This window comes from Nocardia caishijiensis NBRC 108228, from assembly GCF_001612825.1.
GTDB classification, from domain to species: domain Bacteria; phylum Actinomycetota; class Actinomycetes; order Mycobacteriales; family Mycobacteriaceae; genus Nocardia; species Nocardia caishijiensis.
Window position 1 is genome coordinate 41544 of sequence record NZ_BDBE01000013.1, and the last position, 18327, is coordinate 59870.

An 18327-nucleotide genomic window follows, 5' to 3' on the forward strand; every position below is an offset into this window, starting at 1 on the left:
CTATCCGATCAACCTGACGTCCACTCCCGGTAGCTCCTCGAACTTCGCGCGCCGATCGGTCGTCACGAGGGTGCGGCCTGTCGTCCGCGCGGTGGCCGCGATGATCAGATCGTGCGCGCCCCGTGGTGTCCCTGCAGCGCGAACACAGGTCAACAGCTCCGCGTGCTGCTCGGCGATGGTGTCGTCGTAGGGAATGCTCGGCACAACGGCGCGGAACTGGGTCAGGAATTCCCGTGCGCTCGCTTGCCGGGCCGGGTTGGTCTGTCCGGCAAGCCCGGTCAGGTACTCCGCGATAACAATTGACGCCACCGCGACGTTGTCGTCGTCGGAAATGATCTGCGGCAGATCGACGGTTCCCCGGTCGACGGCGATCAGTACGCCGGTATCAAGGATCAGCTTTGCCACGGGTCACGGTCCTGATCGCCGCGGGCGTACTCGTCGAGCGAATCGACCGCTGCGACGAATTCCTCGTCCAGCCCGATTTTCCCGGCCCACTGCCTGGACAGCCGATTGAGCGCGGTCCCGTTCGCACGCGGTGCGGGCAGGAGCCTTGCCACGCATACTCCCTTGCGGGTGATCAGGAACTCCTCACCCGCCTCGGCCTCGTCGAGTACCCGGGCGAATGCCCGCGCAGCCTCGGTCGCGCTGATTTCCTTCATGGGATCATGTTATCAGAATCGGATAATCTGATGACGTTTTCGCTCGCTCCATGGTGGAACTGCTCAGGTCAAGCACCCTCGGTGGTGATGTTGGCTGGGGGAGTGCCACCGGCGACGAGGCGGTCGGTGGTGGTGGCGACCATCGCGGGGGAGCCACAGATCAGGACCTGGTGGCGGTCGAAGGGCCCGTGGGCGGTGGCCACGTCGGCGAGGGTGCCGTGCAGCATTTCCGAGGGCGCGAAGCCGATGTCGACGCGGGTCTGTTCGTGCCATTCGTCGCGGATCGGCGGGTCGTCGGGGCTTTCGACCACGGGAATCACCGTGAGCCATGGCAATTCGCCCGCCAGCAGGAACAGCATGTCGGCGGCGTAGAGGTCGCGAGGGCTGCGGCCGCCGAAGAACAGGTAGGTGCGCGGCGGGTTGTCGCGGCGGGCCAGGTCGAGGATCTGGGCGCGCATCGGTGCCAACCCGGTGCCGCCCGCGATCATCACCACCTCGGCCGCGTCGGGGTCGACGGCGAACACGCTGTGCGGAGCGTTGATTCGCCACTGGTCGCCCGGCTGTGTGTCGGCCACGATCGACCCCGAGCACCACCCGCCCGGCACCGTCCGCACGTGGAACTCGAGTTTGCCGTCCAGCGAGGGCGGCAGCGCGGGCGACAACCGCCGCCGCACCCCCGGATGCTGCGGTGTCTCCACCTCAACCGACCCGCCCGCGGCGAACGGGACGAAGTCACCGATCAGCCGAATCACGGCCAGATCGTTGCGCAGCCGATGGTGACCGACAACGGTCGCCGTCCAGGCCGGGCTGGGAAACTCGTTGCTCATCAGTCACTTTCGCACGGTCAGCCGACGGGATCGGCCGCGATGATATCGCTCGGGGTGCCCGCCCGGATGAGGGCGCGGCGGGTGTCGTCGATCATCTTGGCCGATCCGGCGATCTGGATCTGCCGGTCGGCCCAGGCGCCGAAACTGGTGACCACCGCGCCCAGGTTGCCGGTGAGCCTGCGGTGCATGCCCGGCGGCGGCTCCGACGGGGTCGGCGGGTACCACCACGGGTTCTCCGGTTCCTCGCACACCGGCACGATGGTGAGCCACGGGTTCGACTGCGACAGCTGCCACATGTTGTTCACGTCGTACAGGTCGCCGGGGAACCGCCCGCCGATGAAGAAGTGCACGCGCGGGTTGATGCCGCGCTGACTCATCTCGATCAGCTGTGCCCGCAGCGGCGCGATCCCGGTGCCGGAGCCGATCATCAGCACATCGCGCCCGGATTCACGATCGACCTGCAGCCCGCCGAGCGGCCCGGCGATCTTCCACCGGTCGCCCACCGCGGTGTCGTTCACGATGGCCGGGCTCACCCAGCCGCCGCTCACCCGGCGCACATGGAATTCGATCTCGCCGTACGGGTTGGCGGGAATGGCGGGCGAGAGGTACCGCCACATGTTCGGCCGCTGCGGCACCGCGATCGGCACGTACTGACCCGCCTTGAACGGGATCGGGCTGTCGGCCTGCAACCGCACGATGGCCAGGTCGTCGAGCACCCGGCGGTGACCGACCACCGTCGCGTCCCAGTACGGCTGCGATTTGTCCTGGTTGGCGCCGATCGCCATGGCCGCCGAGATCACGATGGTGACGTCGCGCCAGCCCTCGTCGAGTTCCCTGTTCCAGCGGTTGCCGTGGTAGGTGCGCAGCGCACCGAGCAACGCGAGGCCCGCCATGTCGTAGTGATCGGCCTCGACCCCGTACTTGCGGTGGTCGCGCGCCAGTTGCTCGAGGAACCGCTGGGCGCGGTCGAAGTCGTCGAGATGTTCGAGGACGAACTGCACCGCCGTCGTCAGCCGTTTGGGCTGCATGTCCATGGTCGGCGGAAAGAGATCACGCAATCGGGGGTCCTGTGCGAACAGGTGCCCGTAAAAAGCCCTGGTCAGCCGCTCGGGGCCGCCCGGTGCCTCCATCACTCCGCGAAAATCGGCGCGGACCAGCGCAAGCGAACGCGCATCCACGTCGTCAAGCTCCCTTTCCTAGAATTGCTGCCCTGTGGCCCCGCCCCCGTGGCGGCCGCCGTCTCAAGTATCCCCCGAAAACGCCAGCTCGGTGCAGGGATGCTCATCACGCCTCGCGGATCGTATGCCCGGCGCCGCCGCGCGTCCGCGACTTCGCGTCATCGATATGGGTCGGTGATCTTCCGCAGTTCCTCGAGTGCCCCGCGCAGCGCGCTCGACCGGCGCGGGCCGAGGTGGGCGACCCATTCCGATTCCACCTGTCGCGCCGCCTCGTTCGCGACCCCGACGGCGCGTTCCCCGGTGGCCGACAGTCGCAGCAGCCGCGCGCGGCCGTCGCGGGGGTCCGGCTCGCGCAGCAGGTACCCGGCGCGCACCAGTTGGTCGACGAGCACGCTCGCGGTCTGCTTGGTGACCTGTGCCTGCGCGGCCAGATCGGTCAATCGCGAGCCGTCGGGCCCGATTCGCGCGACCAGTCGCGCCTGGGCCTGGGTGAGGTCGTCGAACCCGCCGTCGCTCAGCGCGTCGAGCACCCGCCGTTCCATCTCCCGGTGCGGAATGAAGAGCAGAACTCCCAGATTGAGCTCGTCAGCGGACATGACACTCCTTGATTCGGTCAGTAACACTGACTATATTAGTCAGAAAGGCTGACTACAAGGAGCCGAGCATGGACCTCGATCAATACTGGCGGACCATCGCCGATCAGCTCCGCGCCATCGCCGCACTCCTTGCCGAACTCACCGACGCCGAACTCGACACCCCGTCGCTGTGCGCGGGCTGGCGCGTTCGCGATGTCGCCGCCCACGTCGCGCTGGCACCGCAGCCGCCAGGCCCGCTCGCCATGCTGCGCGAGGCCGCCCGCGCCCGAGGCAGCTTCCACCGCCTCAATCACGACCTGGCCGTCCGCTACGCCGACACCACTCCCGATCTGGCCACCACCCTCGCCGCGCTGGCCGATTCCCGCGAACTGCCCGTGGTCACCAACCACCGCAACATCCATTTCGACGTGATCGTCCACGCCCAGGACATCGCCCGCCCGCTGGGGCGAACGATCGAGGTCGACCCGCAGGCGTGCGCGGTTGCCGCCCAGCGTGTCTGGTCGATGGGTTGGCCGTTCTGGGCCCGCCGTCGGCTGCCGGGTCTGTCCCTGGTTGCCGAGGACTCCGCCTGGACCGTTGGTACCGGCCCCGAAATCCGAGGCACCACGCTGGACCTGCTCCTGCTCCTCACCGCGAGACCCGGCGTGTTGCCTGCCCTGACGGGTCCGGGTGTCGACTCGCTGACCGCCCTCTGAGCGCCCGTCTGCTGTCGGTTTGCTCACCGCTCGACCCCGGCCCGACGCCGGGGGCCCGTGCTAATCTCCCAGGTCAAAGCAGTGGACCGGCGAGAAGGGGTGGGGATGAAACGGGCGGGAATGGCGATGGTGCTCGCTGGTCTGGCGGTTGTCGGGTCGGCCGGGTGCGAGGCGGGGGAGTCGACGTCGAAGGGGACGACTACGACGGCCAAGCCGGTGTTGTGGAATCCGTGCACGGAGATTCCTGACGCGTTGTTGACGGAGGTCGGGGTGGATCCTGCGTCGGAGGAGAAGGGGGTCGGCGGAGTTCCGCAATCGGGGTGGGAGATCTGCGCGTGGGACGCGCGTGAGTTCGCGCTCACTGTGTACACGACCGACAAGACGGTTGAGCAGTTCGAGCAGAAGCCTGGCAATGTCGACTTCCGGGACGTCACAATCGCGGGCCGCTCGGGTCGTGAATTCAAGGTCAGCGGGGCGTCGAAGGACCTCGGTTGCGATGTGGTCTTTCCTGCCCAGCGCGGCATCGTCCAATTGCAGATTCTCAACTCGCCCCTCGAGTCCGGTCTCGACGACCCCTGCGAGTACCTCGCTCGCGCGGGCGAAGTACTGGTTCCGATCTTTCCGAGCTGAGCGGGAGTGTCACGTGAGTGAGAACACGGCCTACAGCGTATTGCTCGGCCAGGCCAAGGCGGGCGAGGTATATCTCAACGACGAAGCCGCTGCCTTCCATATGTACAAGGCGTGTGACGACCGCCTTGCTGCCCTCCGCGAGATTCTCGGCATCGCCCGCCGCGCGCAGAACGTGACCGGTTTCGGTGATTTTCAGATCGGTAAGGATCTCGAGAAGAAATTCCTCCTCCAGGCGACAGGTGATCCGAATTCGATCGATGCCGTGGTCATGAAGGACATCGAAGCCGTCCAGCAACTCCGCGAAGTTTTCGCCCTTTCCTTCAAACGCCTCGCAGGCACCGACATCCAGAACGCCAACGCCATGGACTACCTCAACGCGCAGGTCGCCCCATGACCGGCATGCAGAGCATCAACGGCCTCGACCTGCTCGGCAACCTCCGCGAACTGGTCTCCTTCTCCGGTGACGACGGCGAACTCGACAGTTCCGAGATCGCCGACATCCAGGACCAGTACAACGACCAGCGCGCCGTCGCCCGCCAGCAGGCGAGCCAGTTGGGTTTCGACGGTGAGTACCGCCCGCAGACCGTGGCCAAGAACAACCTGTTCGCCGGTAGCGTCGCCGAACTGCGCGCCAAGGTCGACAAGATCGATCTCGATGCCGTCAACGATCTGATCGGGGCGTGGACCGAGATCTCCTCCCGCAACTCCACCTCGCTCGACGAGTTCCGCAAGCAGATCGCGCATGGCATGTCTCCCGATGTCTGGGCGGGTTCGGCGGCCACCGCCGCCGCTCAGACTGTCGCCGCCTACGACACCACCGGCAAGAGGGTCAGCACCGCCGCCGCACTCACCAGCAACAAGCTGGTGGAGTTGCGCACCGGCCTCGAGCCGACGAAACGTCTCGTGCCGCATCAGCCCGAGCATCGCAGCGGCGTCGACAACTTCGCCGGGCTGTTCGCGGGTCGTTCGTGGCGCAATGACGATGTGGCGGAAGAGAATGCGCGGGTCGAGGCGGTGCGTGTGCTCCAAACCGTCTACGCGCCGGTGATCTACGAGTCCGACACGAATGTCCCGGTCATCCCTGTTCCCAAGACCGTGGACAACCCTGGCGGCGTACCCGAGATCCCCGGTGGCGGCGGTTCCGGCCCCGGTGTCGGGGGCTCGCCGGGCAGTCAGCTCGCCGCCGCGCCGAGCACGCCGTCGGCGGTCACCCCGACCACCGACCCCGGCGAATCTCCCGCCGAGGAACCCTCTCCCGACGACGACCAGAACTCCTCCGACGACGACACCCCGCAGACCACCGACCCATCGTCGACCACCCCGGCCGCGACGACGCCCGCCGCCACCGCCCCGCAGTCCACGACACCTGGAACTCCGGGTGGCACAGGCGTTCCCAGCGGCGGCGCGCCTGGCTCAGGCGTGCCGGGTGCCGGTGCTCCCGGCTCCAGTTCGCCAGGGGCGGGTGCGGCCCTCCCCGGCGGCGCCGCGTCGGCGGCCGCGGGCGCCAATCGTGGTGGTTCGGCGGGCACCGCGGCTCGCTCGGGCATGCCGGGCATGATGAGTCCGGGCGCGGGTCGTGGCGGTGGCAAGGACGACGAATCGACCAAAGGTGTTCCCGACTACCTCGTCACGCAGGAGAACGGCGAGGAACTCACCGGACTGGACAGCCTGCCCAAGATGGTCCCGCCGGTCATCGGCGCCGACTGAGTGCCGATCTCGATGGAACAGAGTAGATTTCCCGTGCGTACCTGGCATCTGACCGCCCTCGACTTCCGCACCCTGTGGGAGGCCGCGGGCCGTGACGTCCTCCCGTACCCCTTACATCACCAGTACACCGACGTCGAGACCCACGCCGAGGTCCTGCGTCTGCGCCGCAAGGCCGCCGAGAACCTGATGGCCGAATTCGATTCCGACCTCGACCGCGCCATGGCCGCCCTGCTCGCGCCGCACGCCCGTATCGAGGTGGCGGGCGCGTCCCGAGGCGTGCGGACCATCCGCGCTCACGGCGGCACCCGCGACACCTACGCCTCCCTGGCCGTGCAGGCCCCCGGCGATGTCAACAACCCCGGCGACATCACCCTGCACCTGCTCAGCCCCGACGCCCTCGCCGCCGCCGTCCTGTCCACCCTCCCCAAGGTGGCCCCCGGTCGTGGCCGCGAAATCCGCGTCACCGCAGCCGAACTCGGCGCCCCCCGCCCCCACGTCCGCGACCGCTGGAACCCCACCCCCCGTGAGCGTCTCGAATCCTTCCTCGCCAAACCCACCGACACCCTCACCCACATCGGCGTCTACGCCCACGCCAGCGTCGACAACCGCCACACCGAAGGCCGCGACGACTTCCAACTCCACGACCTCCCCGGCGACGGCCGCTACGTCTTCTACGGCGAAACCACCTTCACCGTGAAACCCACCACCCCCACCCGAATCCACAAAACCCTCACCACCATCCTCCAATCCACCGCAACCAGAGCCCGCACCGGCGCCTACCTCCCCCACTGAATTCGTTTGCTCGGACGTCATACAGTCAGTGCGTGTCCACCCACAGAGAGTTGACCACCCAGCAGGCCGCGGATCTGTTCAATGTTTCGCGTCCGCATGTCGTCGGTCTGCTGGACGCCGGGGAGATCCCCTTTCGCCTGGTCGGAACCCATTGCGGCATCGAACCCGACGACCTCGAGGACTACCGGCGACGTATTGCGGCCCGAAGCCGCGCGGCCGCCGATGAACTCGCCGATCTCGGGCAGGAACTCGGCATCTGACCATGGCAGTCACTGAGTAGTCGCAGACTATTGATACAGATCGCGGCGACGTTCGATGTCGTGAACGACCACGAGCCGATGCGTACCGTCGATCCGACAGATGATCGGACCGGCCGATCGAAGCGTCCCACCCCACCGCGGGCAACGTTGTTGCTGATCAATAGCTTTCGGGTGTAACGTCGCGCACAATAGTTCGGCCCCCGGGAGCGCGCCAACGCTCGCCGAGGGCCTGGGTACGAGACAGACCTCAGCTGTTCGCACCGTGGAGGTAACCCTACCTTCATCGCTCAGGCATGCTCCAGCGCCGAGCGGTCGTCCTGATGCCAGGAGCGGATCGATGCTCCTCACGCTCGGACGCGACCAGTCGTTTCGTTCCCGGGTTCTCCCAGGTGGGCCGCGCTGCGGTCGTTATCGACGAGCCCGACCGGGGAACGAGCCAACCCACTAAACAGCCGTCTGCGAGTACCACCGTCGTACGCCTCGCACGTGCGCACCGTGACGGCCGGGAGTGCACACCTTCGCCACGGTCCAACCCACGCCACGCGTCCGATGCGACGCGCGGCCAGAAGTGTTGGCCGAGAGGGTCTATCGGGGCATGGTGATCGGGAGTCCGGGGAAGGGGGGTACGACACCGGCACCCCTGGGTGCTCCATCGCTGACCGCCTACTGTCCCTGACCTGTTGTTGTCATGGCATCGTCTTTATCCACCATTCCGCAAACCCCTCATATTTTCGAAGTTCACGCGCTGTTCCCGCACGGTCACCAAACGGTCATACTCGCACTCTGGCACGTCTGCAAATATTTCCACAACAGAAGGTCGCGCACTGCCAGACCGTCGGTATGCACGCACCCCTCCTGTCATATTGAGTTGCAATCCGCTCGGGTACACATCGATGCAAGCGCCTTGAACAGCCGGGGTCAAGCCGTCGCATTGGAGAGCTGTACGAAGTTCGGCTAGCGCACCGAATGCACTCTCAGCAGTAACTGCGCAGATTTGTTGCTCAGTCACAATTTCTATGGTGTACTCCACCCCTTCCATCGTGCAGGTAAGGTTGCACATTACTGGCGATCCCGGCCCAATGAGAACTATCATCCTTTGGCGGATAGGGATCACATTGCGACTAATCACTCGCATTCCTCGGCTCATAATTGGATTAGATATGAAACCGCCCCGTCAGCCTATCGTTGTGTCAGCCAGGTTGGTACCGGCGAGACATTATTGAGCTCGGCCAGCTGAATTTCTTCGCGGTAGATGTCATCGGCTGGCGGGTTCGCCCACCGAGGCTCCGCTGTTCCGAACGTGCGAAGGTTGCGGCGGTTGTCGTACCACATGATGAAATGTGCAGAGAACCACCAACCAGCTCGTTCAGCTGATCCGACTCCGCTGCAACCACATTCACCGCCGCGAAGAAAGCTGATCCAACCCAGTACCGTTGCGGTACTAAGGGATCCCGGGAAGCGGGCTCGGTCGACCATCTCGGCGAGCCAGTCCGAGCTCGTACACCGCGATCAGAACACTGCGGGTCCAGTTGTCGACGTGTTCCAACTGCCCGTGGCCGTTCTCCACGATCAGCGCATCGGAGGAGACAACCGCGAGCACATCACGGAGGAACTCGGCAACCGAGCCCCACACGGCTTCTCGAACGCAGTCCACATCCAGATCGCAGAAAATTACCTGTCCTACTTGCCCCTTCGTGCCAGGATGTGTATCGACCGCGACCGCCCAATCGGCGGAGGCGTGAAGTGGGCACCAACCACGGTCCCACCACACCATCCGCACAGCCCCATCAGCTGATCCGTTCAGTTCTTCGTAAGGGACGCCAGGCCCGCTGGACTCGGCCTCATCCGCCCGAACAGCACACCAGCGCCCAGCTGACTGAGGACCTTCCAGGTTCATCCCCAGAATTTCACGCCCACCGAGTGCTGACCACAACTCGACCGCCTCCGCTGGCGCAGCCACTCCGGTCTGCTCTTCATAGGTGCTGGCGTCGCCACCCCCGCGCCGCAGTACTGGCTGGAAACCACGCTCGACCAACACATCCCAAATGCGTTGTGTCAAGATCGACACGTCACTCCCCATCTGCTGCCTCTGTCTCTGGTGCCAGCCTTTTGTCGTGACCCTGCTTAGAGGTCGCCTGATGGCCTAAGGATTTCCACGAGTTCGTCAGGGCTGAGTCCTGAAATGACTTGATTAGCCCACTTGATCGCTTCGTCGCCGTCGTACGAGTACTCGATACGGAAGAGTCCTGATCGTGCAACGCTGCATTTCATTCCAGCCCACTCCGACCCCTGCGCCACGAACAATCTGTCCGAATACTTCGCCACGCGGTGGCTTAGATCGCCGTGGCGGAAAAAGCTCACAATCTTGCCTTCCTCGCCACGGTATGCGACCACGAGGGCCGTACTGACTCCTCGGGCCGTCTGAACGTTGGTCGATACCGCATGCGTCCAGTCGGGATATGCGAGCGTCGCCGATTCCCCCGTTGCTTGCACGAGTTCGGTGACTATTTCGGCCTCGTCGATGTCGGTCATGGAACCCTCCTACGTCTGGTGTTCGTCGTATTTTCTGAAATCTCTTAGTTGAATCTCGTGTTCTTTGCGGGTGAAAGAGTTGCCGCCTCGGTTGCTGAAACTTAAAATTAGCTCGCGATAAACCTCACCCCGCGAATCGACCATCGTCACTGTCCCGATCACCGTCTCTGGTGTTACCGAGCCGGGAGGGTCTGTTCGGAAATCGATATGGGTTTCGCGGCCCGTCCGCGATCGGGGCCAGTCTGCAATCGCGTTCTCCAGTACCCGAAACTGTCGTTGGTTGAATTCACTCTCTTGGGCGAAAAGGTTCACGAGTCCTCTGTCCAGGGTAGTGCGGTAGCTGGACGCATGGCCGCCATCATGTGTGATGTTAGTGCCTGGAGGCGCCACGCCTTCATGGCCGACGTTTGTCGCCGCAGTTGCCTCGGCGCTGTCACGATCACGGTTGACGGCGTCTCCGGTAGAGAAATCGTGACGGACGACGCCGGTGGTCGCTACGTGCCGCCCGTTGAGTGACTCAGTGAGGACTACGTTATCGCCCACCTGGGATCGTGAGAACGATTGGACGTTGCCATCGGCATCGGGCGGGAAGATTACTTGTTGTTCATGGCGTAGAGCGGTAAATGTGCCGCCGGTTCGTCGGGGATACTCGGCAATGCGTGGGTGGTAATCGCGGACGGTGGTGTGGGCAGGTGGGTCTCCGTAGATGGTGTCCGTGAACGGGGCCCCGTTCGGAGTCTGGCCGTGAAGTTGGTTCGTCGGGTTGCCAGGTGGGACTGGTAGGGGGTACTCGTCTGGACGGAGGGTTCCGCGGGCGTTGACGTGGTCTGGGTTGTTCGGGTCGAGCAGCGGGCTGTTAATTACTCGGCGAGGTGGGGTGATTCGATCTCGGACATCGTCTCGGCGGTCGCCGAAGGGTGTTTCGTGGCCTGGTGGGGGCGTGTCGCTCGTCGCCGGTCGGGAGCGGTCCACCGCACTTTCAGCATCAACCGCATTTGGTGTGGCTCCGGGCGCGGTCGCATCGGTCCCGTGGGACGCAGTGGTGCCGGTTGGGTGGTGGGATTGCCATTGCCCATCCGGCGGGACGCGGGGAGAGCGGGTGCCGTCGGGGTTGGTGATTGCGCTGGTGCTGAAGACGTTTCCGTTGGTGTCGGTCCAGGCGGCTTGAGTGGGGGCCAGGACTTCTACGCCGAGGTGTTGGGCGAGGCGGTCGGCGAAGCCGTTGGTCGAGGCGTCGCAGCCGATGAGGCGGATGGGAGTGGTGCCGTCCCAGTGGGTGCGGCGGAGGAGGTCGCCGTATTGCTCGGGGGTGAGGGTTTGGTTGCCGATGACGGCGTGGCCGTCGGGGGTGATGTGGGTGTCGGCGGTGAAGCGGGTGGGGTCGGCGGGGACTCGGTGGGGGAGGTCGCCCATGGTCGGGTCGCCGCGGTGGTGGGAGATGCCTGCGGGGGTTTGTTCGGCGTGGGTGTTGTGGATGGCGTCGAGGTCGACGGTGTGCTCGGTTTCGACGGGAGTTTCTGGGGCTGTGGTGTGCGGGTCGGCCCATGAAGGTTGGTGCGCGCCGGTCATGGTCGCTTGGTCGATGTCGGCGGCGAGTTGCCTGATGTCGTTGGGGGTGAAGCCGGGGGTGCTTTGGGGTGGGAGCCCGAGGTGTTGGCGGACGGTGCCGGCGAGTTCGGTGGTGGTGGTTGTGAGGTCGAGGTGGAGGTCGGCGTCGTTCGGATCGGCTACGGGGACGATGTCGACCATCACCCAGTCACCGTTCGCGAATTGGTGCCCCTGGTTGAGGTTGTGGTCGATGCTGTGATGGACGCTGTCGGTAAGCGCGTCCACGGCTGTCGGCGGCAGGTTCGGATCGCTGGTGATGTGGGTGGTGAGTCGGAGTACCTGGACTGGTTGGCCGAGTGCCTCGGGATAGCGAGCGACCTGGTACGGGCTCCCGCCGTAAGGGTTCACTCGGACCGATTGATTGTTTTCGGGGGTGCTGGCGCGCAGTGACTCTCGGGCGTGGCGGGCATTGTCGGCGTTCGCGCGCTCCTGTGGCGAGAGCGTCGGATTCGAAGAAGCCGATGTCGGGTCGAACGATACTGTCGATGGCGCGGCGGAGGCTGACGCAGTGGTGTCCTGATCGCCCGCTACCGTTCGATCGTTTCCTCTGTCGGCCATGATCCCGTTGTCCGGCTGAGCATCTCGGCCCACGCCGTCGCTTCCGAGAGCGGACCCCCGCTCGGATGGAAGTAGAGGGTTTCCTTGTTGATCGTGATCAGTTCGGTTGTTTCCGGGTTGTTCGGTTGACCCAGGTCGGTCACTCGGACTTGATACTGAACTGTCTGTGGGTCCTCGAAAGTCTTCAGCAGGTGGATTCGATGGAGTGGGGGGTACACCTGGCTTCCCTGGACCGTCTGGCCCGTTTCGATCGCTTGGTCGAACTCCTCCCCGATCATGTCTGGCGGTAGGCTCCGGTGAGCTGTCACGACTCCCGTTTGTTTGTTCACTACGTAGTTCCCCAACCCCAGTCCCATTCCCTGCTCCAATTCCTCCGGGGAAAGAATCGCCTGGGCTACCCAGCCGTGTCGGGTCTCGATCGTCTGGAACTCCTGGTTCTGTCCGAATATCCTGGTCAGCAGCTGGTTGGCCTGTTCCGCCGTTCGAATTGGTTCCGGCATTCGTGATACCTCCGTGCGCATCGATAGGAATGAAGTCCAGGGCGGCAGAGCGGGCGACCATGCCTGGCGGCGGGACGTCGGAGGTCGCACCCGACTGCGGATCCCACCATACGGGCCCGGCTGCGCCCGGCGGATAGACGATGACGGTGGCGTGCGAGGAGCGAATCACCGGGGAACCGTCGGCGTTATATTCGGGGTTTCCGTTTTTGTCTCGTGCATGCCAGCAGTTGATGACCAGTGCCGAAGACCCCGGACCGAGGCTCGCAATATGGTTGTGCAGTGCTTGGAACTGATCTGGGATCGACATACCGGGGAAATGACTGAATGCCTGTCCGAGCCAAGCTGCGGCCCGTCGAGGGCCCTCGTCTTCGCCGCTGCGGTTGTCTCGGAGACCATTTGGCAGTGGGTCGGGCCACCTAGGAGCCGATACCTGGGGAACGCCGTAAAACGACGAGAGCGCGGACAACGAACAGTCGAGGCAATTATTGCTCCGCCCGCCTCGTGTCGGCCCACCATCGTTGATGGATTGTCCGTATCGATTGGTTCGGGGATCTGCGCCGACCATGAATTGGTTGCCGTTACGAAGGTGGTCCTCGACCGTGTGCTGGTACGACGCCTGCTCGACGGGCTCGAGACGACGCGGTGCCATGATTCGGCTGTCGGACGGGTTGGTGAACCGGGCCGGCGTGTTGGCCCGCGCGATGTCGTTGCTGATCGTGCGGAGGTCGTCAGGGCTGAGCGGGGTATCGGGTGCACTGCGCGGCAAGCCCATGTGTGCGCGGAGGTCGTTGGACACGTCGAACGCGTGTTGTTGCAAGTTCAGTTGCAGGTCAGCGGCATTCGGGTCAGTGGTCAGCTCCAGATCGACCAGGAACTGGTCGTCGCTGAGGAGGTCCTGGACGTGGTTGAACGCGGAATCGACGGCATGCTGGGCGAATTCGATCTCCTGGCTCAACTGCGCCGGGGTCATGAGGTGCGTGTTGGGAATGTAGGCGCGGATGGTGGCTACCGAGACCCAGCGGTGGCCGATCTGATAGCGGCGAATTCGGTAGGAGGGGCGCGGCTGGGACGGGTTGTGGTTCGTGGCGACGGCGGTGGTCCGGCCGTCGTGCGACGGTTGGTTACGCAGAGCTTCGCGTAGCGGACGGGCGTCGGGGCTGTAGCCGGGATCGGGGAGTTGGTTCGTCGTCGGCGTTGGCGATGTGGTTTGTGGTGTCGTCTGCGTTTGTACGGACGCTGGGGCGGTCGCGGTTGTGGCCTGGTCGATCGACGGTGCCGTCGGGGTGGTGGGTGCTGTCGACGGCGGCATCGAGTTGTTGGGCGTGCTGGCCGGAGGAGCCGGGTTACTTGGTGTGCCGGCCGGGGGTACAGAAGTGTTGGGTGCGTGGGCCGGTCGCACCGTGGTGTTCGGCGCATTGGTCGGTGGGGCCGAGGTGATAGGTGCGCTCGGCGGGGGCGTCGAGGTGATCGGGGTGCTGAGCGGAGGGGCGGCGTTGGCCGGGGTGCTCGCTGTTGGCGTGGGGCCGAGCTGGGAGGAGGGTGTTGTGGGGGTGGTTGTGGATGGATTTGTGGGCGCCATCGTTGCGGCGCTGGTGGTGGCGGGGTCGGTTTGTTGGGGGGTGCGGGTTTCGGGAGTGTTTTGTGCGGGCGAGGACGGGGCGGGGCCTGGGGTGCTCGGGTTCGGGACGCCGGGTTGGGCGGTGGAGGGGGCGACGGCCGACGGGTTGTTGGTGTCGGTGGTTTGGGGAGATGGGTTCGCTTGTGCTGGAGGTGAATCGGGTGATTGAACCGGTGGGGTGTTCACCGGTGGCAAGTCCAGGGATGAGGGGGCGGCGTTCGCAAGGGAGGAGGTGTCCGGTGGGTTCGTGTTGGGGTTGGGCCCGGTGGACGGGTTATCGTTCGGGCTTGCCGCCGACGGATTCGATGCGGGGGAGTCCGAACTGGGGAAGGCCGTAGGGGGATTCGAGGTAGGCGAATCCGTGATCGTCGACGGTGTGTCGGTCGATGGGCTCGCTGGGTTCTGACTGGGGTTTGCGTTCTGTGGTGCGGGGGCAGCATTGTCCTGGTTGGTCGGAGAGCTGTTGCCCGGTGAAGGGGATTCGGAGGGGTTCGACTGCGCCACCTCGGTGGGCGGCGTTGCGCCGGTGTCGCTGAGCGAACTCCCTTGAGCAGCAGGACTTTCCGTCGACGGCGTACCACTTGCGGAATCGCCGGGCGCGCTGGGGGAGCCGCCACCAGCACCGGACGTGTCGCCAGCCGAGCTGGGCGAGCCACCTGCGTTGGGCGAGTCTCCCGCCGAGCTGGGCGAATCGCCGCCCGCACCAGGCGAATCACCCGCAGACGCCGAATCACCAACCGAGGCCGTGCTGGTTGCCCCCTCGTTCCCCGCACTCGAAGGCGAATCCCCGGCCGACCCCGGCGAATCACCGACTGAGGCCGGGCTGGTAGCGCCCTCATTCCCGCCAGCCGAAGGTGAATCCCCACCGGCAGGTGAATCCCCCACACCCGCAGGCGAATCCCCTGTACTAGCAGGCGAAGTCGACGGCGCCCCGCCCCCGGCATCCCCCAACTCAGGCACCGACGGCGCAGACGAATTCCCACCCAACGCCCCGGACTGCAACCCACTCTGCACTCCACCAGCCCCGGCACTGGTGAACGTATCCAGCCCGATATCGAGCTGGAACTCCTGCCCCATCAGCGTCGACGCGGCACCGGCCGCGGCAACCTGGGCGGAAACATCGGCGGCCAGCTCGGTACCGGCACCGGCGACGGACTTGGCCGCCAGCTTGCTCACCCCGTTGGACAACCCTTCCCCGACACCGTCGAGCTTGTTGCCGAGTCCACCGCCGACGGCGCCACCGACCGCACCACCGAACGTCGCCAAACCCAGATCGGCCCAACCGAACTTGTCCATCGACCGGTCGCCCTTGGCCACCTGGATCGAGCGGGCGATGGCATCGATGCCACCCTCTTCGAGCGCCTCGAACGCCGCCCCACGCAGGGCCGCCCGCGATGCCGCTTTGGCGATGCCGCGGGCGATCATCCGGGTCAGCAGTGTTTTCATCGCCATCTTCACCGCGACCTGCGCGGCGACGCGCGCGGCCACACCGGCGACCGCACCGACACCGGTCCACGAGGTGGCAAGTGCCAGACCGATTTCCACGGCCGCGACGATCATCGTGCCGATGATCACCAGCTTGGTGTGCTCGATGTCGTTGGCACCGTCGTCGAGCAGTTCGGCCTGTTTCTGGCACCACTTGGCGATCGAGGCGAACGCGGCCTGGTCACCGGCGAGGAGTTTGTCGCGGTAGGCGGCGATCGCGTCGTGGGTCTCGCCCGCCGACAGGGCGGTCAGTGCGGCGTTCAGCGCCTTGGCCGCGTCCTCGTCGACGGTGTTGAGGGTGTCGGCGGTCGCGGTCCAGGCGTCGGCGAGGCGGCGCATCGCCGTTTCGTCACCGTCGGGCCAATCACCCGCTCCGAGGATGTATTTCGCGACCCATTGGAGCGAATCGGGGATTTCGATACCCACGAACTAGCTCCCCGCCACCTGATTCAGCTGTGCCGCGTTCGCGGTGTCCTGGGCGTCGAGTGCGTCGGCGACCGTCACCATGTTCGTGCCGAGCTGGGTCATGGTCGTCGCGAGGTTGCCGACGGAGGTCTTGCCCTGCTCGACGCCGGGGGTGTAGTTCTGCGCGAACGCCTGCCCGATCTCGTCCCCACCCCAGCACTCGCCCTCGGCGGCCAAGGCGGCGGTCAGCGTGGTGAGGGCGCTCGAGATCGTCGATGCCACCGAGTCGAACGAGGTGCGCGTGCTGCGCAACGCCGCGGGATCGGCGTTGATCTAACTCATTCCACATCCCAACCTCGCCCAACATTCCTGTCGAGGTTTTGGACGCGCGGGAACGCGAAGAAGATCCCTATTGTGTGGTATGTCTCATTCGATAGTCGTTTGCTATGAGCCAGGCAGAAAGCAAGCTTCAGCCTGTGATCGAACGAACGGCAGCCTGAAGTGTCGCGTCGTCGACCTCGCCGACCACGAACCCCTTGGCGACAATGTGCCGCACCAGCGAAGGCTCCGGGGGCACACCGTATTTGCGCAGGTAATGGGGCACCGCACCGGCCCAGACGAAGACGCCGTCGGTCTGGTAGTTCAGCGGCACATCACGCTGCCCTGGGTCGAAATCGTCGGTGGCGTAACTGCGGGCGCTGAGGATCACCGGCGCGGATTCGAGATATGCCAGCACCTGAGGTGTGATCCGAGGATCGACGGGAGGTCGGTTCACCACCGGCTTTCCTGCGGCATTGCGCCCGTCGAACGGTGGCGCCGACCGAAAGTCACTCATAACCGCCAACGTACTAGGAGATCAGGGTCGCGCCATCTCTGACGACAACGGCTCCGCGGCTATGGCACGGCCACCAGGGTGAGGACGGGGTCGAGCCCTGTGAAGTCATCAGGGTTGCGGGTGTAGAGCGGTAGGTCGTTCGCCGAAGCGATGGCCGCGATCATCAGATCGCACTTCCGTGGCTTGGGGTTGCGGCTTTCGGCGACAACGAGTTTGGCCATTGTCGTGAATCGTCGCCCCGACGATGAGCAGAAGCCGAGCGCGTCGACTGCTCAGTCATCGAGGCGGTCCGCACCGCCCGCTTCGAGCGCGTCCATGACGCCTGCGCCGTCGTTGCAAAGCTCGGCGTGGGTGATCGTCCTGGTCATGACACACAATGATGCCGAGGGCGGCTATCCACCGCCATGGGCGTCGATGCTCTCAGATCGCCAGCACAGTCTTCCCGCGTGCACTGCCCGCGCCGAGCACGGCGGGGGCGGCTTCCAGCGGCACCGTCATCTGGACCGGAACCACCACGTCGCCCGCGGCGACCCGCGCGAGCAGGCGGCTCAATTCTGGTCCGCGGCCTTTGGATTCGAAGTTTCCGCCAGTGATGCCGCGCTCGCTCAGCGCCTGTTCGTCGGCGGCCCAGACGGTGGTGTAGGCGTGGCCGCCGTGGCGGACGAGGGTGGCGTGGTCGGCGAAAGCCGGTGCGGTGCTGACCAGATCGAACAGGACGTCGATGCCGTCGGGGTGGGTGAAGCGCACGGCGTCGACCACGCTCGAGTCGACCTGGGTGCCGGGGTCGTGGCTGTTGGGGCGGGCCTGGGTGTAGTCGACGGTCTCGGCGGCGCCGAGGCGGGCGACCTGGTCGGTGGCGTCGGCGCGGGCGGTGGCGATCACGTGCGCGCCCGCGATATTGGCCAGTTGCACGAGGAAGGAGCCGACACCGCCGGTGGCGCCGACGATCAGCACGGTCTGGCCGGGCTGGATGTGGGCGGCGTCGACCAGGTCCTGGGCGGTGAGCCCGGCGATCGGCAGGGCGGCGGCGGCGACGGAGGTGATGCCGTCGGGGATCTTCACCAATGTGGCGTCCTCGGGGACGGTCGCGTATTGCGCCCAGCTGCCGTGGCCCGCAGGAGCGGTGAGGAATTTGCCGACCACCTTGTCGCCCACGGCGAACGAGGTGACGCCGGACCCGACCGCCGACACCGTGCCCGCGCCGTCCACGCCGAGGATCATCGGGAAGTCGGTCGGCATTTTTCCTTCGAGCAGCCCGTCGGCCATCTTCAGATCGAACGGGTTGACGCCCGCGGCGTCCAGGGCGACCTGCACGTCACCGGGACCGGGCTCGGGCACCGGCATATCGGCGAGTTCGGGTGTGGCACCGAACTTGTGAACCACGATGGCGCGCATGGTCGACAACTCCTCGTATTCGGGGGTGATCCAGGCACCGCAATCCT

Annotated in this window: 18 protein-coding genes; 6 read left to right on the forward strand and 12 right to left on the reverse strand. The window is 65.5% G+C overall.

Going from position 1 to position 18327, the window contains the following annotated elements:
- The 5 genes from NC7_RS03545 to NC7_RS03565 form a co-directional block, all read right to left on the reverse strand.
- Entirely contained in the window at nt 1-405 is a 405-nt protein-coding gene (locus NC7_RS03545) for a type II toxin-antitoxin system VapC family toxin (RefSeq protein WP_067978670.1), read from the reverse strand.
- Nucleotides 393-659 carry a type II toxin-antitoxin system Phd/YefM family antitoxin gene (locus NC7_RS03550; protein WP_067978673.1) on the reverse strand — a complete coding sequence of 89 codons (267 nt, stop codon included), beginning with the start codon at nt 657-659 and terminating at the stop codon, nt 393-395. The genes NC7_RS03545 and NC7_RS03550 overlap by 13 nt, the downstream gene beginning before the upstream one ends.
- Nucleotides 660-727: 68 nt before the next feature.
- Nucleotides 728-1486 (reverse strand): FAD-binding oxidoreductase, encoded by a 759-nt coding sequence (locus NC7_RS03555; protein ID WP_067978676.1) that lies wholly within the window; start codon nt 1484-1486, stop codon nt 728-730.
- Between the two features lie 17 nt (nt 1487-1503).
- On the reverse strand, nt 1504-2664 hold the full coding sequence (locus tag NC7_RS03560) for an FAD-binding oxidoreductase (RefSeq protein WP_067978679.1): 1161 nt from the start codon (nt 2662-2664) through the stop codon (nt 1504-1506).
- A gap of 158 nt (nt 2665-2822) precedes the next feature.
- Nucleotides 2823-3260, reverse strand: coding sequence for a MarR family winged helix-turn-helix transcriptional regulator (locus NC7_RS03565; RefSeq protein WP_067978681.1), 438 nt, complete (start codon nt 3258-3260; stop codon nt 2823-2825).
- Nucleotides 3261-3328: 68 nt separating this feature from the next.
- Here NC7_RS03565 and NC7_RS03570 point away from each other — a divergent pair, with 68 nt between their 5' ends.
- From NC7_RS03570 to NC7_RS03595, 6 genes are all read left to right on the forward strand, one after another.
- Nucleotides 3329-3955: a maleylpyruvate isomerase family mycothiol-dependent enzyme gene (locus NC7_RS03570; RefSeq protein WP_067978684.1), complete on the forward strand. Its 627-nt coding sequence runs from the start codon at nt 3329-3331 to the stop codon at nt 3953-3955.
- Between the two features lie 105 nt (nt 3956-4060).
- Nucleotides 4061-4585, forward strand: coding sequence for a DUF3558 domain-containing protein (locus NC7_RS03575; protein WP_157101823.1), 525 nt, complete (start codon nt 4061-4063; stop codon nt 4583-4585).
- A gap of 13 nt (nt 4586-4598) precedes the next feature.
- Nucleotides 4599-4979: a hypothetical protein gene (locus NC7_RS03580; protein WP_067978690.1), complete on the forward strand. Its 381-nt coding sequence runs from the start codon at nt 4599-4601 to the stop codon at nt 4977-4979.
- Nucleotides 4976-6292 (forward strand): hypothetical protein, encoded by a 1317-nt coding sequence (locus tag NC7_RS03585; RefSeq protein ID WP_067978693.1) that lies wholly within the window; start codon nt 4976-4978, stop codon nt 6290-6292. The genes NC7_RS03580 and NC7_RS03585 overlap by 4 nt, the downstream gene beginning before the upstream one ends.
- Nucleotides 6293-6325: 33 nt before the next feature.
- Nucleotides 6326-7084 carry an ESX secretion-associated protein EspG gene (locus tag NC7_RS03590; RefSeq protein WP_067978696.1) on the forward strand — a complete coding sequence of 253 codons (759 nt, stop codon included), beginning with the start codon at nt 6326-6328 and terminating at the stop codon, nt 7082-7084.
- Between the two features lie 32 nt (nt 7085-7116).
- Nucleotides 7117-7344, forward strand: a complete 228-nt coding sequence (locus NC7_RS03595; RefSeq protein WP_236573139.1) for an excisionase family DNA-binding protein — start codon at nt 7117-7119, stop codon at nt 7342-7344.
- Between the two features lie 1441 nt (nt 7345-8785).
- Here the strand turns inward: NC7_RS03595 and NC7_RS28910 are convergent.
- The 7 genes from NC7_RS28910 to NC7_RS03660 all read right to left on the reverse strand — a co-directional run bounded on the left by NC7_RS28910 (nt 8786) and on the right by NC7_RS03660 (nt 18280).
- Nucleotides 8786-9412: an SMI1/KNR4 family protein gene (locus tag NC7_RS28910; RefSeq protein ID WP_157101825.1), complete on the reverse strand. Its 627-nt coding sequence runs from the start codon at nt 9410-9412 to the stop codon at nt 8786-8788.
- A 56-nt stretch (nt 9413-9468) separates the two neighbouring features.
- Nucleotides 9469-9876 (reverse strand): hypothetical protein, encoded by a 408-nt coding sequence (locus tag NC7_RS03605; RefSeq protein ID WP_067978702.1) that lies wholly within the window; start codon nt 9874-9876, stop codon nt 9469-9471.
- A gap of 9 nt (nt 9877-9885) precedes the next feature.
- Complete coding sequence (locus tag NC7_RS28915) at nt 9886-16071, reverse strand: toxin glutamine deamidase domain-containing protein (protein WP_157101826.1); 6186 nt, start codon at nt 16069-16071, stop codon at nt 9886-9888.
- 3 nt (nt 16072-16074) lie between these two features.
- The gene (locus NC7_RS03650; protein ID WP_067978727.1) at nt 16075-16332 is read right to left on the reverse strand and encodes a hypothetical protein; all 258 of its coding nucleotides are present in this window, start codon (nt 16330-16332) and stop codon (nt 16075-16077) included.
- Nucleotides 16333-16519: 187 nt separating this feature from the next.
- Entirely contained in the window at nt 16520-16885 is a 366-nt protein-coding gene (locus NC7_RS03655; RefSeq protein ID WP_157101827.1) for a hypothetical protein, read from the reverse strand.
- A 59-nt stretch (nt 16886-16944) separates the two neighbouring features.
- Complete coding sequence (locus tag NC7_RS28920; protein ID WP_174550189.1) at nt 16945-17106, reverse strand: PIN domain-containing protein; 162 nt, start codon at nt 17104-17106, stop codon at nt 16945-16947.
- Nucleotides 17107-17305: 199 nt separating this feature from the next.
- Nucleotides 17306-18280, reverse strand: coding sequence for an NADP-dependent oxidoreductase (locus NC7_RS03660; RefSeq protein ID WP_067978734.1), 975 nt, complete (start codon nt 18278-18280; stop codon nt 17306-17308).
- Nucleotides 18281-18327 lie beyond the last annotated feature (47 nt).

Bases quoted from the DNA above. Each gene is read 5' to 3' on its own strand.
- NC7_RS03575 (WP_157101823.1), top strand. From the start codon at position 4,061: ATGAAACGGGCGGGAATGGCGATGGTGCTCGCTGGTCTGGCGGTTGTC.
- NC7_RS03555 (WP_067978676.1), bottom strand. From the start codon at position 1,486: ATGAGCAACGAGTTTCCCAGCCCGGCCTGGACGGCGACCGTTGTCGGT.
- NC7_RS03655 (WP_157101827.1), bottom strand. From the start codon at position 16,885: ATGAGTGACTTTCGGTCGGCGCCACCGTTCGACGGGCGCAATGCCGCA.
- NC7_RS03605 (WP_067978702.1), bottom strand. From the start codon at position 9,876: ATGACCGACATCGACGAGGCCGAAATAGTCACCGAACTCGTGCAAGCA.
- NC7_RS03570 (WP_067978684.1), top strand. From the start codon at position 3,329: ATGGACCTCGATCAATACTGGCGGACCATCGCCGATCAGCTCCGCGCC.
- NC7_RS03565 (WP_067978681.1), bottom strand. From the start codon at position 3,260: ATGTCCGCTGACGAGCTCAATCTGGGAGTTCTGCTCTTCATTCCGCAC.
- NC7_RS03585 (WP_067978693.1), top strand. From the start codon at position 4,976: ATGACCGGCATGCAGAGCATCAACGGCCTCGACCTGCTCGGCAACCTC.
- NC7_RS28920 (WP_174550189.1), bottom strand. From the start codon at position 17,106: ATGGCCAAACTCGTTGTCGCCGAAAGCCGCAACCCCAAGCCACGGAAG.
- NC7_RS03550 (WP_067978673.1), bottom strand. From the start codon at position 659: ATGAAGGAAATCAGCGCGACCGAGGCTGCGCGGGCATTCGCCCGGGTA.
- NC7_RS03660 (WP_067978734.1), bottom strand. From the start codon at position 18,280: ATGCGCGCCATCGTGGTTCACAAGTTCGGTGCCACACCCGAACTCGCC.